Origin of the sequence: Phragmitibacter flavus (assembly GCF_005780165.1) — a bacterium.
Classification (GTDB): Bacteria; Verrucomicrobiota; Verrucomicrobiia; order Verrucomicrobiales; family Verrucomicrobiaceae; genus Phragmitibacter; species Phragmitibacter flavus.
The window spans coordinates 1-19,621 of sequence record NZ_VAUV01000011.1; the positions used below are offsets into that span (position 1 = coordinate 1).

Consider the following 19,621-nt stretch of genomic DNA (forward strand, 5'->3'; position numbering starts at 1 on the left):
AACGCCCCAGGTATTGGCAACCCATCATCATTAAGGGCTGAAGGCCCGCCCTATCGATCGATCATGAGTATCAGGAGACAGATAGATAGTCCGCCAATCAATATGAAGAGAGTTGGTCCAAAAACACCTCAAACTGCATTTCTCCATTTTTGGCCGAAACATCCCAAGGACGTTCGGTGTCAATAATGCAACGACTCCTCCCATTTTCATCAATCCACTCTCGAACCACCTCACAAGCGACAACACCCGGTAGTGGGTAGCAACTCTTTGCATCCAGAATCTCAGGCGTGAACACCGCATCTTTATCGATAAATGACCACTGATGCCCAAATGCATCGATAAGGACGCATTCGACAACACTCGGCTGGTGTTCCTCAACGAATCGGACAATCTGAACAGGAACGGTGTGCATGATTGTCCTACTGGTTGGTCGCAAACTAATGATTTGAACTCATTTGTTTTGAAACGACACATACACAATAACTCCGAAGGCCAGAGCAGAGGCCAGCAACGAGACGCCAGACGGCGCCATCGTGAAAGACTGGACGATCCCAATTACACCGACTGCGAAACAGCCGAAAACGGCCATTCCGGGAACCGCCGATAACTTGACTGATGGTTTTTGATCGCTGGACATAAATGATGCGGGCTCAACGTCCTTGTCTTGTTTCTGTGAACTCTGAATGGTTTGTAGCAACCAGTATAAATGGTAAGCCTATCGAAGATCAACGAATTAATCCCACCCGCCACTATCGCCTGTTGCCTCAAAAATTCTGACACCGGGGGCGGGTTGGGTGGGCGGAGGAAAAAATGTCGCTGACTCAAAAAGGATGACACCGGCACCCCATACTCATGCCGATGAGTCAAAAAGTGCAAAGCCGCAACCCCGCCGCCGCTTCATGGACCGACCTCGGCACCGACATGTTCAGCCCCTTCGTCGACACCCGTCCCATCGAAACCCCCGGTCAGCCCCAGGTCCTCGAATACCGCGCCTGCTACCTCGTCTCCGACCAGCCCACCCTCGAATGGAGCAGCGTCCTCGTCGTCACCGTAAGCCCTTCGTGATGTCAAACCACGCAAAACGCGTCATGTCGCGTCCCCCCCATCTGCGGTAGGGATGCGCTGCGTCGCGTCCCAAAAATCCCGGGGGCGGAGGCGGCACGTTAGGGACAGGATGAATGCAGGACATCCACGCCTCCTCCGCTCAATCCCATTTCGGACGCGACGCAGCGCATCCCTACCGTAACCAAAATCCGTCCACGGAAAAACATTTCACGGATTACAATTAGGCCCGATATCTAGAATCTGGACGTAACGCTTCACTTCTGCTGATATCGACCAAACATTTTCCCAGGTAACCGATGCCATGGCCCAATAATATCGCACCAAGAATCTACTGGTTCATCAATCAGGCTGACCCCAAACTTTGGGTGTAACATAACCACCAGGTTTGTCTGCCGATTTTGGAGGCACTGCCTGTTTCGCCAATTCATCGTAACGCGCCTGGAGATCCGCCAGCTTTTCTGGATTTTCAGCAGCGAGGTTCTTATTCTCGCCAACATCTTCCGCCAAATGAAAAAGCTCTACCCCTGCTAAGGTCCGCCTTGCCTTGCGACCCCTCTGCCCTGGTTCATTCACCACCAGTTTCCAATCGCCGACTCTGATGGCTCCCCCTTGCGGGCTGGTGTTTAAAAGGATCTGTTCATGTGGGGAAGCTGCCCCTTCCGTCAGCACCGCCAATACATTCCTGCCATCCACCGGCAGCTTTTGGTCCAATGACGCCCCGCCAATTTTCAGCAGGGTCGGATAGAGATCCATAATATGAATGGGCTCCTCGATCACCGATTGCTCCTTGATCTTCCCTGGCCAGCTGGCAAAGGCCGAGACCCGCACACCCCCTTCATACACCGTTCCCTTTCCGGCCCGGAGCGGCCCATTGTCGGTCAGTTCACCAGGATTCGGACCACCATTGTCACTGGTAAAAATCACCAGCGTGTTGTCGCCAATGCCCGCATCACTTAGTGCCTCGCTGATCTTGCCCACTGCTGCATCCAGTGACGCCACCATGCCTGCATAGGTCCGGCGCTTGGGCTTCAAGTGGGCATACGGCTCCTCAAAATGCGCGGGCACTTGCAGCGGAGCATGAACCCCATTGAAGGGCACATAAAGAAACAGTGGCTTGCCAACATCGCGCTCCTTGATCCTGCGCACAGCCTCCTCAGCAATCAAATCGGTGCTGTAACCTTCGTCATGACTTACTTGATCATTGCGATGCCAGTCAAAACCACCTTCGCGATCATGCGTAAAATAATCGATCGCCCCATTGTAATGTCCGTATTGGTGATCAAATCCTCGCTTCGTAGGCAGATAGGCGGGCTCAAAATGACCAAGATGCCACTTGCCTGAAATCGCGGTTTCATATCCCGCCTCCTGCAAACCTTCAGAAAGCAGTCTTTCTTCCAACGGCAATCCATACTGGGCCCAAGGTCTCACCACCCCAACCTGGAAGCCATAACGAAAGGGATAACGCCCTGTTAGAAGTGCAGCCCGTGTTGGAGAGCAGACCGGCTGAACATAAAACTGGTTCAGCTGCGCCCCGGAACGGGCCAGCTTGTCGAGGTTCGGTGTTTTGATTTCACTGCCTCTCCAACCCACGTCATACGACCCCAGATCATCGGCCACCATCACCACGATGTTCGGTCGGGCTTCATGGTTGGGTGAAGGAGCTGCAGAATCTTTTGCCGCTGCCTTCGTCTTGTTTTTGTTCTTTCTTGTCTGCCCCTGCGGTTTGGCCGGTATCTCCTCGGCATCGTTGCCCGGCAAATGGGCAGCAAGCTGTGCTTTGATCCCTGCATGCTCAGGATCGTCAGCAAGATTGGTCCACTCATAAGGATCCTTTTTCTCATCATAGAGTTCCTCATCGCCATTTTGATAACGGATGTATCGCCAATCCTCCGAACGCACGGAGTGGTTGCCTCGAAGATAAGTGGTGATCGCCGGTTTGTCCCATTTGGCTGCGGGATCGGCGAGCAGTGGACGGATGCTGTCCCCTTCCACATGTGCAGGTTTTTCGATTCCGGCAAGATCGGTCAGTGTTGGATAAATGCTCATCAAATCCACGGTTCTCTCTGACACGCCACCCGCCTTGGTCAGCCCCGGAACCACCCAAATCAAAGGCGTCCTGGTCGACTCTTCCCACAGGGCAAACTTCCGCCAGTGACTCTTCTCGCCGAGGTGCCAGCCGTGATCGCCCCACAACACGATGATCGTGTTGTCCGCGTAGGCCGATCTGTCCAGGGCCTCCAACAAACGACCGATCTGCGCGTCCGCATACGACACCGTCGCGAGGTAAGCCTGCACCGCCTCCTTCCATCGACCCGATTCCAGCATGCTCTTGTGATCGCCCAGAGGTTTTGCCATTTTCAAACCTGCAGGAGGCACATCATCCAAATCACCCTCTTTGGTGGGTGGCAGCTCAATCTGATCCAGTGGATGCAGATCAAAATACTTCTTCGGCACATACCACGGCATGTGTGGCTTGTGCAGACCAATGGTCAACAAGAACGGCTTGTCATGCTTCCTGCCGAGTTGCTCGATCCCGTAATTGACGATGCCGTAGTCCTCAATGTCCTCATCTTTGGCATCCACTGCTCCGAATTTGATCCCCCCGACCCCGTCACTTCCTTCAGGCACCGGTTGTTTGCCCTTTTTGCCCTTCAAATAATCATCCCACTCTTCCTGCCGGTCAAAAGCGCCATGATAAATTTTTCCCGCACCGAGGGCTACATATCCCGACTTGCGAAAAGTGCTGACCAGCGTCTTGTCAGCATCAATGAACGGCCTCCAGTCATTGCGATTTTCATAAACGCCGGTTGTCGAAGGGCGCATGCCCGACATCAATGCCGCCCGCGACGGATTGCAGGAAGGTGATGCCGTGTAACTGTGCTTAAAACTCACCCCACGGGCAGCCAGTTTATCAATGTTTGGCGTGATGGTTTGTTTGTTTCTTCCCAAATAACCCACCCAATGATTCAAGTCGTCCACCGCAATGAACAGCACGTTGGGTTTTTGCGCACCAACCCCCTCCGCAAATAGCGGGAGGCCGATCAACAAGAAAAAAATGGCGGAGAGGAATCGAAAGCGCATGGCGGCTGAATAACGATCAAAAACCAAACATCCTTCATCACAATGGAGCATTGTGAGAATTCGGATCGGCCTGGCCAACCCCCGCATTCGCCGACGCCTGTGCAGTGACATTGCTTGCAAGACTCTCCAAACCATAGCCTCACGTTTTCTTTCGTGCTAGTGATGGCCAATCCATCACAGAACAACCGAATCACATGCCTGCCTCCTTTTCACTCACCCGCCGCGCTGCCCTGGCTGGACTCTTCACGGCTGCCGCGACTCCAGGTTCGATGCTGCATGCGGCTGAGGTTGCGGCGACCATGGATGAACTGGCAAAGATTGCGGATGCACCGGTGTTGCAGCTCGATTTCATCAAGCAACCAGTGGTGGTGGAGTCCATCGAACTGCTGCGGAATGGCAAACACTGGCTGCTGCGCACGCGCTCGAAGGACGGACTGGAGGTCATCACGGTGCCACATCAAGATAAAATGGCGCTCGCGTGGCCGCTGCTTCTCAAAACGGTGATTCCCGCGTTTATCGGCAAGGATGCGCGGAAACTTGAGGAACTGCAATGGCAGGCCTACCGCTCGGGCAGCAGCTACAAGATGCAGGGCATGTTGTTGTGGATCGCCCACATGGCCGTCGAGACGGCGCTGCTCGAACTGATGGGACGCGCCAGCGGCAGGCCGGTGGCCGATTTTTTTGGCGGCAGGAAGCAAAGCGACATCGCGGTGTATTATGCCAGCGGGAACCGCGGCAACACGCCCGCCCAGGAGATTGAGCACCTGCAGAAACTCGTCGCTGATTCCGGCGTCAAGGCGCTCAAGTTTCGACTGGGTGCCCGCATGAGCCGCAATGCGGATGCACCGCCGAATCGCAGCGAGCAGCTCATCCCGCTGGTGCGCGAGAGTTTTGGCGATGCTTTCACGCTCTATGCCGATGCCAACAGCAGCTATCGCGACGCGAAAGAGGCCATCCGCATTGGCCGCATCATGGAGGAACATCGCTATGCTTTCTTCGAGGAGCCCTGCGAGTTTGACGATCTCTGGAGCACCAAGCAGGTCGCCGATGCCCTCACCATGCCGGTCGCCATTGGTGAGCAGGAGTATTCCATGCATCGCTGGCGTTGGTGCATCGCCCATCGCGCCGCCGACATCATGCAGCCCGACCTGCACTACGGCGGCGGTTTTATCCGGGCAACAAAGGTTGCGCGCATGGCCGCTGCAGCGGGCATGACCGTCGTTCCGCACATGAGCGGTGGTGGCCTGGGCTATCTCGATCTTGTCCATTTCGCCAGCTTCACGCCGAACATCGGCCCGCACATGGAGTTCAAAGGCAACACCGACCTCCCCGTCGTCTGCTCCACCTCCAGCTTGAAGTGTGAAAACGGCTTTGTCCGCTGCCCCGATGGTCCCGGCTTCGGAGTAGACATCGATCCCGCCTTCATCGCCAAAGCCAAGGTGGTGAATCCATAAACTCCACGGACATTGTTCTCTATGTCGGTTCGGTGCCGAGGAGGGTGCCTACGCAGATTTGGATGGTGTGCGGGCATTCGTTCCGGGTGATTTGTCGAAGTCGCTGAAACTTTCCACCCTTCATCACTTTACTTTACTGCGCTGTGTATTCCCCACCATCCTTCAAAGTTGATGATCTTGCCACGCTGCACGCCTTCATGCGGCGGCACAGCTTTGCGACGATTGTCACTCATGATGGTGAAATTCCACACGCCACGCACATGCCGGTGTTGTTGGATGCCACCGGAGCCACCCTCGTATCCCACATGGCGAGGGCAAATCCGCAATGGCAGCACTTCGCGGACGGGCACGAGGTGCTCGTCATTTTCACCGGTCCCCATGCCTACGTATCTCCCGCCTGGTATGCCACTGCTCCCGCCGTGCCGACGTGGAACTACACCGCCGTCCATGCTTATGGCCGTCCACGCATCGTGACTGATCACGAGTGCTTCGCAAAGATGCTGCATGATTTGATTGAGCGATATGAGAGTGGTCGGGAGAATCGCTGGCGGGGCGAATTGCCCGTCGACTTCCGCGACAAACTCATGCGCGGCATCGTTGGCATCGAGATCGAGATCACCCGTCTCGAAGGCAAATTTAAGCTCAGCCAGAACCGGCCTGAAGATGCGCCTGGTGTTATCAAGGCTCTCTCGGCGAGCACCGACCCCATGGACCGTGAAGTGTCTGAATTGATGCAGGCTCTCGTAAAATTTTAAGTTCCCCCGGATTGGTTTCCAAACGCCACGGCCCAATTTTCTTCACTCATCGCCATCATTCATGAAATTCGTCCGCGCCCCCTTTGTCTTGTCCACGAGCTTTCAGAGCGGCACGGGCGGATGCATGTTGGGCGGACTTTTTACCCCTTCTGTTTAAAGCCTGGCAGACTCTTGCTTCCATGAACCATCGCATCACTGACGAACCAGACCCTTTTCGCGAAGCGCGGAAGGCATCGCCCACTCTGCTATGTCCGTTTCAAGGAGAGACGATCCCCATGATCCTGCGACACGAGGATGTGCGACGCGCGGCGAAGGATTATTCGACTTATAGCTCGGATGCGCCCTGCCGAGTGCCGATTCCATCGGAGGAGGATGTGCGCTCGATGCGGCAGTTACCCCTGGAGATTGATCCGCCCGAACACGCTGAATATCGTGAACTTGTGGAGCCGTTCTTCCGTCGCGCCAAAGAACCGGCGGTTGCGGCGAAAGTGGAAGCTTTGATTGCGGACGCGCTGGATGACGCCCTTTGTCGCGAGTCCATTGAAGTCGTGCGCGAGTTTGCGTTGCCCGTGCAGTCGCGGGCGCTTACCCATCTCCTCAATGTGCCTGAGGCGGAGGCCGAAACGTGGATCAGTTGGGGCACCCATGTGTTCCGCGATGGCGAAGGCAAACAAAAGGGCGCCGCACTCGAAGCTTATCTCCAGGCGCAATTCGACCTCGCCCTTGCACATCCCGGAGACGATTTTTTCAGCGCGCTGACGCGTTCCACTTTCCGCGGGCGGCCTCTTACTCGCGAGGAGATGATGGGTTTTGGCAATCTCACTTTTGCCGGTGGACGCGACACCATTCTCAGTTCCATTTCGGGCGTCATTGGCTACATCGCCAGAAACCCAGATGCCCTGGAATTTCTGCGTGCCGATCCGAAGCGCATCATCGGCGCGAGCGAGGAGTTTTTCCGCGCCATCACCCCGCTCACGCACATCGCCCGTGTGTGTCCTTCGCACTCGGATGTCCACGGCGCAACGGTTGCAGCAGGCCAACGCGTCTCATTGGGCTGGGCCTCGGCCAATTACGACGAAACCGTTTTTGATCAACCCAACGAAGTCCGGCTCGACCGCAAACCCAACCCGCATGTCGCGTTTGGCTTCGGCACGCATCTGTGCCTCGGCGCACCGCACGCGCGATTGATCGTCCGCAGCCTGTTGAAGCTCCTCTGCGAACGGGTGGACACGATCACCGTGCTGCACGCCACTGAACATTTGGAAAACGAAGCCCGCTATCAGCGCGCAGTGGGGTTCGAGTCTCTGACAGTGGCGTTCACCAGTGTCTGACACTGCTGACTCGACCTGGTGATGCTCATTACCGTTGCGTGAATGTCCTTTTCCGTGGGATGTTCACACTGAGGAGCAGGGCAGCCATGCCGACGTTTTGTTCCAACCACACTGAATCAGCACGACCTACCGAACATCACCCGATTAAAACTTATCGGGCCGCAGCACCCGCACATCACTTTCGTAGGCGACCATGGCGTATTGCTGGAACAGTTCGCCCTGAAGCCGGGCGAGCACCGTTTCCGCGACGGCAGGTTTGACGATCACTTGAAGTTGCACGTTGGCCGTTTCGGAGATGTCGGCATGGCGCTCTCCCTGACCTCCGCTGCCGTGGACCGGAAAGGCGGTGTGACCATGGGCCCCGGCCTCCCGGAGCAGTTCCACCACGCGCTCTTCGAGGATCGCCTCACACACAATGGTGACCAGTTTCATGGGATGCATGTTCATGTCAATTGAATCAGGATTGAAGAAGTTTGGCCATTTCAAAAAACAGCGGAATACCGGCGGTGATGTTGAAAGGAAAGGTGATCGCAAGTGCTGCCGTCAATGAGTAAGTGGGGTTCGCCTCAGGAAGGGACAGTCGCACCGCCGCAGGTGCCGCAATGTAACTGGCACTACCGGCAAGCACCCCCAACAGCGTGGCACCACCAACACTCAAACCAACCCAGGTGCCGAGCAGCACCCCGGCACTGCCATGAACGATCGGTGCCGTGATCCCAAAGATCAAAAGGAAGACGCCCACCTTTCTCAGATCCCCCAACCGCCTTCCGGCAACCATGCCCATCTCCAGGAGAAAAAGCGCCAGCACCCCCTGAAAAGGCGTCACAAAAAATCCTTCCACCGAGTCCATTCCGCGCTTCCCACAGAGCGTCCCGATAATCATTGCACCAATGAGCAACAGCACCCCCTTCCCCAGCACGGCATCGCGCAGCGCATGACGCATGCTCTGGTCGGAGAAAGAAAACTTGCCGCTTAAAGCTCCCTTGCCGAGCATGACACCGACGATGATCGCGGGCGATTCCATCACCGCGAGAAATGCCGTTGCATAACTTTCGTATGGTTGATTGATGCTCTTCAGAAAGTTTGTCGCTGCGATGAAAGTCACCGCACTCACGCTCCCATAATGGGCAGCGATGGCCCCTGAATCCGCCATGCTCAGTTTCCCCAGCTTGCGCAACGCCGGATACGTCCACAAGGGAATCAGTCCACCCAAAATCATTGCCGCCAACGCTGGCAACCAAACGGCCCCGATCCCCGCCTCCTGGATCGCCACTCCCCCCTTGAAGCCAATGGCCGTGAGCAGATAGATCGTCAGTGTCGAATACAATGCTTCTGGAAACTTGAGATCACTTTTGGAGACCGCTGCAAAAACTCCGAGAACAAAAAACAACACCGGGGGGCTCAGCAGGTTCGATTGAATGGCGGCAATAAATTCCATGATGAACTGATTTGCGCCGGAAGTTCGATTCACTCCAATTCATGTTTTGTCATTGATCGTTCGTTCTGCTAAAAGCATGGCGTGGCTTTTTTGAACTACCATCACCTCCGCTATTTCCGGGCGATCGCCACGGAGGGCAGCCTTACCAGGGCAGCACAACACCTCAAACTCTCGCAGTCCGCACTCAGCGTGCAGCTTCGCCGTCTTGAGGAAAGTCTCGGACAGGCGTTGTTTGAACGGAAGCACAAGGCGCTCGTGCTTACCGAGGCAGGCCGCATTGCCCTGGAATATGCGAATTCCATCTTCCGCAGCGGCGAGGAACTCACCGACCTGATGCAAAACCGCGCGGGCCGCAGCCGCAGCTTTCTTCGCGTCGGCGCATCCTCCAACCTCTCACGGAATTTCCAACTGAACTTTGTTCGTCCTCTCATCACGCGGGATCATGTGGAACTGGTCCTTCACTCGGGCACCTTGCGTGAACTCCTGGCACAACTTCACAACCACACGCTTGACGTGGTGCTGTCCAACACACCGGCGCGCAACGACGCCGACACTGGATGGCGCAATCATTTGCTCGATGAACAGTCGGTGAGCCTGGTCGGACGCAAAAGACGCGGCTTGAAGCCCTTTCGATTTCCTGAGGATCTGCGCACCACGCCCGTCGTGCTCCCGAGCCTGGAAAGCAGCATCCGGGCGGCGTTTGATGTGCTCATGGATCAATCCGGCATCCACCCGATCATTGCCGCCGAAGTGGACGACATGGCCATGCTGCGTCTCATGGCCCGTGAATCGAACGGGGTAACACTGGTGCCACCGGTGGTCGTCAAGGACGAGCTTGAAAGCGGTGCCCTGGTGGAGCGACATCGATTCCCGCAGATCAAGGAATGCTTCTACGCCATCACCCCCAACCGGCGTTTTCCCAATGCCATTTTGCGGGAGCTGATGACGAAGAAAAAGCTGGCATGACGGCTTCGATCAGCCAGGGACGGTTGCAGTATGGCCGCTTGTATTGACCTAAAAAGCACGCTTCGACACGGAGTTTAGCAACCGGCGCTACTGGCCAGTGTTTACCAGCACGCCCATGATCGCCCGACTTCAATTCCACATGCGGAACCTCCTCACTCCCTGTTCCCTCCTGATGCTCATGAGCGCTGCAACCCCCTTGAGTGCCGATGATCCACGTGCGGCATTGCAGGCCGCCATGCTCGACGAAGATCTCGCCGCCATCAAAGCTGCCGTTGGGAAAGGCCGCGAACTTTTGGGAGATCAGGCGGGCGTTCCTGAAGCAACCGATGACCATCGTCCCGTGCCTGACAGCGCCCGACGCCTCACCGCTGACGAGGCTCGTTTGGCAGCACAAAAAAGTTTCTCCAAACTGGATCAAATGGCGTTTTGGAAGATCGGTGTTGATCCCACCAGACTCACGTCACCATTGCGTGCTCCGGCGAGTGTCGTGGCTTGCATGATCGCCTTTCATCGCGCGAAGCTCGGTGACGACACGAAGGCCCTGCAGCGCGCCACCAATGCGGCGGATTTCCTCATCTGGGCACAAGAACAGGCAGGCGCAGGTTGCTTCCCCTTCCCCGCCGCGAAAAACACCTCGCAAGATCGCGCCATGCAGGTTGCCACGCGATTTCTTGAACGTGCCGGGGAGGCCGGAAAGCTCGACGAGACCGTTCGCAACGGCTGGGCCTACGAAGATCACGGTGACGGCGGACTGCAGTTCGACAACGGTGAATGCGGCGTCGCCTTGCTGGAGCTTTATGAGGTCACACAGGATCAGCGATACCTCGACTCCGCCCTCAAAGCCGCCGACTGGACCATCACACGTCCATTATGCACCAACTGGAACTACAACAGCTTCAGCGTCCATTTGCTCGCCAAGGCGCATCAGGTCACCAAACAGCCCAAATACCTCGAAGCCGCTTTGAAAAAAGCACTGCTGGGAGTCATTCCCGGCCAGCTCACTGATGGTCCCCAGGCAGGACGTTGGATGGACCCACACAATGCCCGCCCCGCTTATCATTATGTCATGATGAGTTCTCTCGCCCGTCTTGCCAGCGAGCTTCGCGAGGATCATCCCGACTTCCCCGTCGTAATGAAATCCCTCCGCCTCGGCCTCTCCTCCCGCAACCACGAAATCCTCACCTTGGGAGTGATGAACAAGGACAAGTCAGCCGAGTGCCTCACTCTGGTGAAAAATCTTTTCGCTGCCGACGAGAGCTTCCTCGTCGAAACCCACACCGTCGGAGCACTGGACATGGTCCATCGCCTGGCCTCAGAGGAATTCAGACGCGGCAAGTTCCCCCTCGGCCCGCGCGGCTGGGGCGAGCTCCTGGAGAAATGTGCGACCGTTGACAGCCTGCATTGAAATCGCCCAACGGCCAGCAGAAGATGTCGCAGCAACGCGACGAAGACGTCGATGGAATAACCGTGCAATTTTTCGATCAAACTGCACTTGGCGTTGCGCCCCACCGAGCCAATCAGTTGATCTGAATCCTTTATCCGCAGCTTTGAAAAAAGCCTTCATGCTGGAGCATAATCGTGTATTTACGTAACAAGTTGATGCATCAAAAAACTGGGCGTTATTGAATCAACAGCAAGAATTTCTTCGCGACTTTGGGCATCTCGGCGATTTTTCAATCTCAACGCTATTCACTCAGTCCGTCGCAAGCCGCCCTCCGACGATTCAGGTGGTGAAACTTCTCGGATGAACACCGTATGCAGCGATCAACATTGGCCAGCTATGCCATGATCTTCTTGATTACTTTTGCTCCGTCCACGCCGGTGAGGCGGGCGTCAAGGCCCTGAAATTTGTGACTCAGCCGGCTGTGATCGATGCCAAGGCGATTTAGCATGGTAGCGTGCAGATCGTAAACGCTCACCGGTGGCGGGGCTACCACCAGCACCATCAACGTGACCAAAGCCGGGCAAACGCTCAGCATGAGCGGTGCCTTCACCAGTGGCAGTGGCACGGGAGGCTGGACGTTCGGTGGCGCAGGCAATCTGGCCTTGTCGGGTGCCATCAGTAACAGTGGTGGAACCTCAGTCACCAAGACCGGCGCTGGTAAGCTGACGCTCTCCAACGCATCCAATGCCTATGCTGGAGCCACCACCGTGACCGGCGGGAGTCTTCAAGTCGGCAGTGCTGGCGTAGGTGCCACGGGCACCGGCGCGGTGACGGTCCAGAACGGCGGCACCCTTCTTGGCACAGGCACCGTGAAGGGCAGCAGCTTTACCGCGCAGAGTGGCTCCACCGTGCATGCTGGTGACTCGATTGGCACCTCAGTGGCAGGCGGGGACATCCTTACTCCGGGGAGCTTTGGCAATCTGAATTTTGCTCCAGTGTCAGGTGGCGGGAATTTTGATTTCCAGTCGGGCAGCATGATTCTCTTGGGGATCAATCCTGGCGGTGTTGGTGACTCGTTAAGTTTCGATGGTCTCTCAACGGTAAATTTGAAATTGAATGGCAACATGACCGTCCAGGCTGACGGCTATACCCCGATCGGTGTCGATACCTTCAATTTGATCGAGTGGGTTAATGTCCCGTTAGCAGAATTTGACTCACGCTACAGCGCCGCTTCCTACAGCGGATATCTCTATGGGAATGGTGACGACAATCTTGGTTTTGATCTCCCGAACATCAGCGGATCCGGCTATGCTTGGGACATAAGCACGTTTACCACTGATGGGAAAATTAGAACCGTGCTGGCGGTTCCAGAGCCCAGCTGCTCACTGCTCATTTTTTCCGGGATGTTGGCCCTGGCGATACGTCGTCGCCGGTAGTTCGCCCTTGGAATCTCAAAGCTACAACCTTCCGGGATGTCTTGTTGTGTCGAGTTCCTCGTGGCGAAGAACCTTGGATCCACCGACTCCTCAGGGGCTGCGAGAGTAGTCGTGGTCCTTCGCTCGCGAGCATCTTTGCTAATCCACGACTTGCGCTGGCTCCCGGGCGACGACTGGTCAAACTGGATTGATGGGCACCGGAAGCAGTGGGCGAGTTGTGCGAGCCCTATGAGGGCGAACTGGACACCTGCAAAGTCACTCCGCAAATGAACAATGGGCGCTTCGAAGATCCAGAGGCGGCGGAGCCGTTTCGCGAGGTCTTGTGAGGCTTGGATCAACAACGGATGATAATTTTGAGAGCTTCATAAAGATGATGGCCGACTTATGCCGACACTGTTGTTTTTGATGTCAAAGTGCGAACCAAACCGGCCACCGCCACCCGGTGAAAACAACGGGCTGGGTGGAAGGTATGGCTCTCTGCGGGGAAAGGTGACGCCAAGGAATGCATTGTTACCAGGCGTTGAACTTATCGTCGATGGAGACGAGTTCGGCCAGGTGGTTGACCGGCATTCCTTCGGCGTCGGTGATGGCCCACAGCGCTGCGATGTCAGCAGCACGACGGGCGGCGGTAAGGATGTCAACGGCTTCGGCGGTGCCGGTGATTTTAATCACGGTGACGGCGCTGGAGCTGCCTGCAAAATTCGGGGCAATGACGACGGCTGTGTGAATGAAAAGTCAAGGACGCAGGAACTCGGTCAACCGGCGTTTCAGATCGAGATCGATTTCGATCGGGGAAGTCTTCGCATGCTGCAGCAATGCTTCAGCAGCGGTGTGTCCGGCGGCGTTCGCGGTGTCGGAGAAGCACCTGAGACGCTTCCGACGGAGTCGTGGATTTTTTCAGCCAGACAATCCCGTCGACTATGTCAATCCGAGGAGTTTTTATTCTAATGAGGTCGGTCCACCCAGCGAATGAAAGCAGACGCAACGGAAGCCACCAAGAATACGGCTAAGAGCGCGACAGACGCGTAGGCGAGTGATGCTGTGACACCTCGGAAACTGATAACACCCCGAGAGAGTCCGAGCACCGCAAATAGGAGTGTGATTCCGTAGGAGGCGAATGTTGCCATAAGCAGGCCAAACGTGGCGCGGCCGAGCTGGCGATAGAGTGCGTCGAATGTCGTATTCATAATTCTATCGGTGTTGATTTGTGCTGGGACCGGCCCAGGTGGCGGAACTGGAAGGTTCAAGCGTTATCAAGACCATGATCCCTGATTGGCGTGAACAAACAAGAAAAATCCACTGCTCTGAGTTGCGGTCCACGATCCACATTCCGCACACCACCCCATTCCTACAAACATCCGGTGGCGAATTAGTCTTTCTATATCGCTCCGGCAGGGCAGAGAATCCACCCTGAAAGCTGCTGATTTCACCGGTTGAACGCCGAGCCAGCACCATGCAGGATTTCAGAGAGGCGAATCAAATGGCGATCAGTTCACAGCTTCAACTTTTATTGCAGCGGATCGTCAGTGGCATTGCGAAAACTTTGGTTGCTTAATCAGCCTACTTCAGCTTCTGCGAGCAAGGCGCCTACCAGTTTCAATATACAATCAACGATTTCCTGCATTAAAAACCTAAGCAGTTTTTGATTCAATTATGCGCATTTTGGCGCAATTCCGCGCATTTCGAGGACTCCTAGAATTAGACACGAACCGTTCATTATCAACACTTTAACCTGGCGTCCCCGGCGGTAATCGAAACCACATCTAAGGTTTAGGAAACCCTTGTTCTATCCGTTGAACTACGGGGACAATTTTAACCAACTGCTCGCGGTGGTCGCCAGTCAAAATCTCAACCAGGTCGATCGCGGACGGTTACTATGTTCAAGGACGGCAGTTTGGCAAGAAGAGCCTTTCATCAAATGGCTGGCACGTTGCACAGAGCAAAAAACGCAGAGTTTTGCTCATTCTGACGCGACCAAATGGTTTCCGCGCTCCGTTAGAGAAATAAAATTCAAAGACATGATTCTCAACGCTGGCTGCAAAATCGAACTCACGGCAATGTCGACCGCCCCATTGGTGTTGATGCTCCGCCCCCTTTCCGGCGGTGCGCAACAGGTGAATGCAAGTTTTGTGCAGGTCGAACCACCCACCTCACTGCGAGATTACACCGACACTTTCGGCAACAGTTGCCAACGGCTGATTCTTGAAGCGGGACCTTCCACCATCACCGCCACCTGCACGGTTGCGGTCGCCGACATGATCGACGCCGACCCGCAAGCGGGACTGATGCTGGTGTCGGGTCTCCCCGATGAGGTCCTCCAATACCTTCTGCCCAGCCGATATTGCCCGTCGGACATGATGCTTGCTGACGCGCAAAAGATCGTCGGTCAGGCTCTGCCCGGATACGGCCAGGTGGACGCGATCAACCAGTGGATTAAACGCAAAGTGCGCTACAAATACGGCGTCAGCAATGCCTCGACCACCGCATTGGAAACGCTGAAAAAGCGCAAAGGCGTTTGCCGCGATTTCGCGCATCTGGGCATCTCGTTGTGCCGGTCGCTGGGCATGCCGGCGCGCATGGTCTCCGGGTTTCTCTATGAACTTGATCCCATGGACCTTCACGCCTGGTTTGAGGTTTATGTTGGCGGACGCTGGTTCACCATTGATCCCACTCAAAAAGAGCCACGCGGCAACCGCATCGTGCTCGCCTATGGACGCGACGCGGCTGACATCGCCTTCTTGAGCGAGTATGGTCCCATCCAGATGGGAAGTTTGCAAGCGTGGGTGAATCTCGCGTAATACAATCAGCTCCCGACGGGCAACCTTTCCAACAGGCTGTCCGCCTGCTCACTCTGGAACTGTCGGGTGTAGAGCGCGTAATAATGGCCCTGCGCTGCCATCAATGCCTGATGCGTTCCGCTTTCCAGGATGCGTCCTTTTTCGATCACCAAAATACGATCGGCCGTGCGGATCGTTGAAAGCCGGTGAGCAATCACGAAACTGATCCGGCCACGAAAAATCGCCTGGAGCCCCTGCTGGATCAGCTGCTCCGTCTCGGTATCGATCGATGACGTTGCTTCATCCATGATGAAGATTCGTGGATCCGCCAACAAGGCACGGGCAAAGGAAATGAGCTGCTTTTGTCCTGTCGACAAACGGTTGCCGCCCTCACCCACATCGGTGTCATAGCCGTTCTCCAATGCGCGGATAAACCCATCCGCGTTCACACTGCGCGCGGCCATTTCCACCTCATCATCGCTCGCATCCAAACGCCCGTATCGAATGTTCTCACGCACGCTGCCGCTGAACAAGTGTGGCCCCTGCAACACGATGCCAAGATTCGATTGATACCATTCGAGACTGCGGTCTTTCAGATCCCGGCCATTCACCAAAATCCGCCCGCCGGTCGGTTCATAAAAACGCGCCGCAAGGTTCACGATGGTGCTTTTCCCACCACCACTCGCGCCCACCAGCGCAATCGTCTGACCGGACTGCACCTCAAGATTAAAATCCTTCAACACCGGCTCGCCGGTTTCATAAGAAAAGTCGACATTCTCGAAAGTGATGCTCTCAATGTCACGCGCATCCCCATCCGGTGCCAAGTCCGCCGCGCGATCCGGCCTGTCCCACTCCGCAAGACGCGCACGCACCGCTTCGCTATCACGGATGGTCGGCACGGTGGCGAGCAGGCTGAGCACCCGTTCACCGGCTGCCTGGGCACCCTGCATTTGCACCAGCACCTGCGCGATCTGGTTGATCGGATTGAAAAACTGACCGGCATAAAAGATGAAAGCTACCAGGGTTCCCAGGCTCAGACTTCCATCCAATACCACCACGCCTCCACGCCACAATGCAATGCCCGCGGCCACACTACCCAAGGTCAAAACGATGGGGATATAGACCGCCGACTGCAACGCATTGCGGATCGACACCTCATACATTTGCGAGGACAAATTCTGGAATTCACGCAGGTTGTCTTCCTCTCTGACCAATGACTTGGTGGTGCGCAATCCTTGCAGCGACTCGGCAAACGAGGCGGTGATCATCGAGTTGAACTTGCGAGTCTCGCGTGAGCTCAACAGCATCTTCTTCTGGAAAATCGCGCTGATAAAAATGAGCGGTGGCACCACGGAAAGCACCAGCAGTCCGAGCACCGGTTGCATCACCACCAACACTACCGAAATGACCAGCACCAAGCAAACCGCCCACACCAGATCAAGGCTTCCCCATGCGATGATGCGGGCAAGTTTGTCGCAATCGGACGTCAATCGCGAGATCAACCAGCCCGTCGGACGGTAATCAAAATAAGCAAACTCAAGCTCCTGCAATCTTTTGAAACACGCTGCGCGGATGTCGTGGCTCATGTTGTTGGAAAGTCCGCCTGCCGAGTTGATGAACACCCAGACCCCGATCGACAACGCCAGCGTCAATCCCGTGTAAACCAGGATGAACGGCCACAGATTGATCTCGGTTTTGCCCGCAACCGAATCCACCGCCCAGCGCGTCACCAGTGCGAAGCTCGCATCACAAAGCGCAATCACCACCGCAGCGACCGCCAGCGGCACCAGCAACCGACGGTGAGGCAGCGCATGTCGAAACACCCGCGACCACAAGCTCAGATCAAGCCGTTCGCTGAATACATCCTCCTGGGGTTCGTCTTTCATCATCAGTCGGCGTTCGTAAGTTCCTGTTGTGAGGCATTTTGAATCGTCCAAAGCCTCTGATAAAGACCTTCACGACTCAGCAATTCCGCATGCGTGCCTTCTTGAATGATCCGACCTTTGTCGAGAACGATCACCCGGTCCGCATGCGCCAGCGTGGAAAGACGATGGGCAATCACCAGCGTCGTCCGCCGGCCATGACGACTCCGCAACGCCTGCAAAATGTTCATCTCCGTTTCCGCATCCACTGCGCTCAACGCATCGTCCAACAACAGCACCGGCGTCTCGCGCAGCAAAGCCCTTGCAAGCGCGACCCGCTGACGTTGACCTCCCGACAACGTCACTCCACGTTCGCCCACCAGGGTTGCATAGTCAGAAGGAAACCCACTGATCGTATCGTGAATATCCGCCAGACGGGCTGCATCACGAATCGCCTCATTGGCCGCACCATTGCTGCCGAGACGAATGTTTTCACCAATGGTTTTGGAGAACAAAAACGGCTCCTGCATCACCACGCTGAACTGCGAGCGAACCCACTGCCGGTCCAGCTCATTCAACTCGCGTCCGTCCAGCCGGATCGAACCCGATTCGTAATCATACAGCCTCAACAGCAGATGCATCAGCGTGGATTTACCCGAACCGGATGGACCCAGTATCGCCAACGTTTCTCCGGGCTCCACTTTGAACGAAATGCCGTTCAGCGCAGCGCCTTGCGGTCCGTGACCAAACACCAGATCGGTCACTTCAATCCGTCCTTCAAACTTGAAAGGCATCTCCGTCTGATCCTTTGATTCCGGCTTGCTCTCCTCCGCCTCGGCAAGAATTTCGCCCATGCGATTGAGCGCGACGATGGATTTGCCCAAGTCGGTCAATGTCCGCCCCATCTGGCGCACCGGCCACAACAGCATGTTAAGGAACATCACAAACGCGAACAAAGTCCCCACCGTCATCGTGCCTTGAGAGATGAACCAGGCACCCGCAAACAACACCAGACCCTGCTGCATCAGCACAATGAAATCCGACGACGACCAATACCACGACATCAATCGCAGCAGTTTCAAACTGCGATCCCGATAGAGCCGGTTCGGTGCCGCAAATTTGTCGATCTCAAAGCTCTGTCTGGCGAAGGCACGAACCACCCGCAAACCCGTCAGGTTCTCCTGCACCACCCGGGTCACCTGCCCTTCCGCCTCGTCCACCTCACGGAACAAATGCTTCACCCGGCCAATGTAAAAATATCCAAACAGAATGATCGGCACCACCAAAGTAAAGGAGATCAGCGTCATCCGGCCATCCAACAAAACCATCACGGGCACTGCCGTAATCAGCAGCAACACCGCGTTGCTGATGTCGACCACTTGGGTGGAAAGTGCCAGCCGCAAAGTTTCCACATCCGACGTGCATCTTTGGATCAAATCTCCCGTTTCTGCACGGTCATGATACTTGGCGGGAAGCCGCTGCAAATGATCATAAAGCCGGTCCTTCAGACGACGCGCAATGCCATCCGAAGCCTTCGCCGCGAAGCGTCCCTTCAGGTAACTGAACCCTCCCGAAACAATCGTCAGCGCCACCATGATCAAGGCAGGCCACCACAAGTGATTCTTCACATACTCGGCCCCACCGATCCACGCAATAAGATGCGGCATCAGCATTCCCCCCTGCGGTTCCTGAGATAGAGCGAAGTCAATGGTCGCACTTGCCACCAACGGCGTCAGGTAGTTGATTGCTGTAACGATCAGCAGCGAGCCAATGGCCAGTCCATACAGACGGCGAAAACCGCGCATGAGCTGCCACAACAGCACGCTGGGTTTGGGTTGATCAGATTCAGGATCAGATGGAGGAAGGTTTCCCATGGGAAGATGAAGAATTGGAGAAAAAAGACCGCTTGTTGCGGGCGACTTCCAAAACTCATCTGGTGCTCAGCCCGCTTTTTGATTTCGGGGCTGGCAGGACTGGCTTTCACCCATCAGTCAGCACCCACTCCTGCAACCCAGGAGAAACGCATGCGATTGTGGTGAAGGACGTTCATGAAACGAAGTGGGCTTGAATTG

16 protein-coding genes and 1 tRNA gene are annotated in these 19,621 nt (G+C 55.8%); 8 read left to right on the forward strand and 9 right to left on the reverse strand.

The features are described 5' to 3' along the window. Positions 1 to 97 precede the first annotated feature (97 nt). On the reverse strand, positions 98 to 412 hold the full coding sequence (locus tag FEM03_RS15265; RefSeq protein ID WP_138087154.1) for a hypothetical protein: 315 nt from the start codon (positions 410 to 412) through the stop codon (positions 98 to 100). Between the two features lie 440 nt (positions 413 to 852). On the opposite strand from FEM03_RS15265, the gene FEM03_RS15270 reads away from it, so the two are divergent. Further along, complete coding sequence (locus FEM03_RS15270) at positions 853 to 1,065, forward strand: hypothetical protein (RefSeq protein WP_206171030.1); 213 nt, start codon at positions 853 to 855, stop codon at positions 1,063 to 1,065. 339 nt (positions 1,066 to 1,404) lie between these two features. Here the strand turns inward: FEM03_RS15270 and FEM03_RS25245 are convergent, their stop codons facing one another. Next, positions 1,405 to 4,146 (reverse strand): sulfatase-like hydrolase/transferase, encoded by a 2,742-nt coding sequence (locus tag FEM03_RS25245; protein ID WP_138087156.1) that lies wholly within the window; start codon positions 4,144 to 4,146, stop codon positions 1,405 to 1,407. 194 nt (positions 4,147 to 4,340) lie between these two features. Here FEM03_RS25245 and FEM03_RS15280 point away from each other — a divergent pair, with 194 nt between their 5' ends. The 3 genes from FEM03_RS15280 to FEM03_RS15290 all read left to right on the forward strand — a co-directional run bounded on the left by FEM03_RS15280 (position 4,341) and on the right by FEM03_RS15290 (position 7,686). After that, positions 4,341 to 5,600 (forward strand): mandelate racemase/muconate lactonizing enzyme family protein, encoded by a 1,260-nt coding sequence (locus tag FEM03_RS15280; protein WP_138087157.1) that lies wholly within the window; start codon positions 4,341 to 4,343, stop codon positions 5,598 to 5,600. A 143-nt stretch (positions 5,601 to 5,743) separates the two neighbouring features. Next, positions 5,744 to 6,355: an FMN-binding negative transcriptional regulator gene (locus FEM03_RS15285; protein ID WP_138087158.1), complete on the forward strand. Its 612-nt coding sequence runs from the start codon at positions 5,744 to 5,746 to the stop codon at positions 6,353 to 6,355. A gap of 275 nt (positions 6,356 to 6,630) precedes the next feature. After that, positions 6,631 to 7,686 (forward strand): cytochrome P450, encoded by a 1,056-nt coding sequence (locus FEM03_RS15290; RefSeq protein ID WP_206171031.1) that lies wholly within the window; start codon positions 6,631 to 6,633, stop codon positions 7,684 to 7,686. Between the two features lie 144 nt (positions 7,687 to 7,830). On the opposite strand, the gene FEM03_RS15295 is transcribed toward FEM03_RS15290, so the two are convergent. Next, positions 7,831 to 8,118, reverse strand: coding sequence for a P-II family nitrogen regulator (locus FEM03_RS15295; RefSeq protein WP_138087159.1), 288 nt, complete (start codon positions 8,116 to 8,118; stop codon positions 7,831 to 7,833). Between the two features lie 25 nt (positions 8,119 to 8,143). After that, on the reverse strand, positions 8,144 to 9,124 hold the full coding sequence (locus FEM03_RS15300) for a sodium-dependent bicarbonate transport family permease (RefSeq protein ID WP_138087160.1): 981 nt from the start codon (positions 9,122 to 9,124) through the stop codon (positions 8,144 to 8,146). Positions 9,125 to 9,205: 81 nt separating this feature from the next. Between FEM03_RS15300 and FEM03_RS15305 the strand changes: the two genes are divergently transcribed. Together FEM03_RS15305 and FEM03_RS15310 are read left to right on the forward strand one after the other, a co-directional pair. Continuing rightward, positions 9,206 to 10,090, forward strand: coding sequence for a LysR family transcriptional regulator (locus FEM03_RS15305; protein WP_138087161.1), 885 nt, complete (start codon positions 9,206 to 9,208; stop codon positions 10,088 to 10,090). 178 nt (positions 10,091 to 10,268) lie between these two features. After that, positions 10,269 to 11,495: a glycoside hydrolase family 88 protein gene (locus FEM03_RS15310; RefSeq protein ID WP_138087162.1), complete on the forward strand. Its 1,227-nt coding sequence runs from the start codon at positions 10,269 to 10,271 to the stop codon at positions 11,493 to 11,495. A 373-nt stretch (positions 11,496 to 11,868) separates the two neighbouring features. Here FEM03_RS15310 and FEM03_RS15315 read toward each other — a convergent pair whose 3' ends face one another. After that, positions 11,869 to 12,084: a DUF1501 domain-containing protein gene (locus FEM03_RS15315; RefSeq protein ID WP_240772797.1), complete on the reverse strand. Its 216-nt coding sequence runs from the start codon at positions 12,082 to 12,084 to the stop codon at positions 11,869 to 11,871. On the opposite strand from FEM03_RS15315, the gene FEM03_RS15320 reads away from it, so the two are divergent. Beyond that, a complete protein-coding gene (locus FEM03_RS15320) occupies positions 12,068 to 12,910 on the forward strand; it encodes an autotransporter-associated beta strand repeat-containing protein (protein WP_138087163.1) in 843 nt (280 codons plus the stop codon). The two genes, FEM03_RS15315 and FEM03_RS15320, sit on opposite strands and share 17 nt — an antisense overlap. 510 nt (positions 12,911 to 13,420) lie before the next feature. Here the strand turns inward: FEM03_RS15320 and FEM03_RS24485 are convergent. Next, positions 13,421 to 13,582, reverse strand: a complete 162-nt coding sequence (locus FEM03_RS24485) for a hypothetical protein (RefSeq protein ID WP_166442891.1) — start codon at positions 13,580 to 13,582, stop codon at positions 13,421 to 13,423. 1,061 nt (positions 13,583 to 14,643) lie between these two features. After that, positions 14,644 to 14,718, reverse strand: a tRNA-Arg gene (locus FEM03_RS15325). Positions 14,719 to 14,928: 210 nt separating this feature from the next. On the opposite strand from FEM03_RS15325, the gene FEM03_RS15330 reads away from it, so the two are divergent. Then, the gene (locus FEM03_RS15330) at positions 14,929 to 15,708 is read left to right on the forward strand and encodes a transglutaminase family protein (protein WP_138087164.1); all 780 of its coding nucleotides are present in this window, start codon (positions 14,929 to 14,931) and stop codon (positions 15,706 to 15,708) included. A gap of 5 nt (positions 15,709 to 15,713) precedes the next feature. Here FEM03_RS15330 and FEM03_RS15335 read toward each other — a convergent pair whose 3' ends face one another. Beyond that, positions 15,714 to 17,573 carry an ABC transporter ATP-binding protein gene (locus tag FEM03_RS15335; protein ID WP_138087334.1) on the reverse strand — a complete coding sequence of 620 codons (1,860 nt, stop codon included), beginning with the start codon at positions 17,571 to 17,573 and terminating at the stop codon, positions 15,714 to 15,716. A gap of 2 nt (positions 17,574 to 17,575) precedes the next feature. After that, positions 17,576 to 19,423, reverse strand: coding sequence for an ABC transporter ATP-binding protein (locus tag FEM03_RS15340; protein WP_206171032.1), 1,848 nt, complete (start codon positions 19,421 to 19,423; stop codon positions 17,576 to 17,578). Between the last annotated feature and the right edge of the window lie 198 nt (positions 19,424 to 19,621).

What these genes read in the sequence shown, in the direction of transcription:
- FEM03_RS15265 (WP_138087154.1), bottom strand. Translation starts at nt 412, where the DNA reads ATGCACACCGTTCCTGTTCAGATTGTCCGATTCGTTGAGGAACACCAG.
- FEM03_RS15270 (WP_206171030.1), top strand. Translation starts at nt 853, where the DNA reads ATGCCGATGAGTCAAAAAGTGCAAAGCCGCAACCCCGCCGCCGCTTCA.
- FEM03_RS25245 (WP_138087156.1), bottom strand. Translation starts at nt 4,146, where the DNA reads ATGCGCTTTCGATTCCTCTCCGCCATTTTTTTCTTGTTGATCGGCCTC.
- FEM03_RS15280 (WP_138087157.1), top strand. Translation starts at nt 4,341, where the DNA reads ATGCCTGCCTCCTTTTCACTCACCCGCCGCGCTGCCCTGGCTGGACTC.
- FEM03_RS15290 (WP_206171031.1), top strand. Translation starts at nt 6,631, where the DNA reads ATGATCCTGCGACACGAGGATGTGCGACGCGCGGCGAAGGATTATTCG.
- FEM03_RS15295 (WP_138087159.1), bottom strand. Translation starts at nt 8,118, where the DNA reads ATGAAACTGGTCACCATTGTGTGTGAGGCGATCCTCGAAGAGCGCGTG.
- FEM03_RS15300 (WP_138087160.1), bottom strand. Translation starts at nt 9,124, where the DNA reads ATGGAATTTATTGCCGCCATTCAATCGAACCTGCTGAGCCCCCCGGTG.
- FEM03_RS15310 (WP_138087162.1), top strand. Translation starts at nt 10,269, where the DNA reads ATGAGCGCTGCAACCCCCTTGAGTGCCGATGATCCACGTGCGGCATTG.
- FEM03_RS15320 (WP_138087163.1), top strand. Translation starts at nt 12,068, where the DNA reads ATGAGCGGTGCCTTCACCAGTGGCAGTGGCACGGGAGGCTGGACGTTC.
- FEM03_RS15330 (WP_138087164.1), top strand. Translation starts at nt 14,929, where the DNA reads ATGATTCTCAACGCTGGCTGCAAAATCGAACTCACGGCAATGTCGACC.
- FEM03_RS15335 (WP_138087334.1), bottom strand. Translation starts at nt 17,573, where the DNA reads ATGAAAGACGAACCCCAGGAGGATGTATTCAGCGAACGGCTTGATCTG.
- FEM03_RS15340 (WP_206171032.1), bottom strand. Translation starts at nt 19,423, where the DNA reads ATGGGAAACCTTCCTCCATCTGATCCTGAATCTGATCAACCCAAACCC.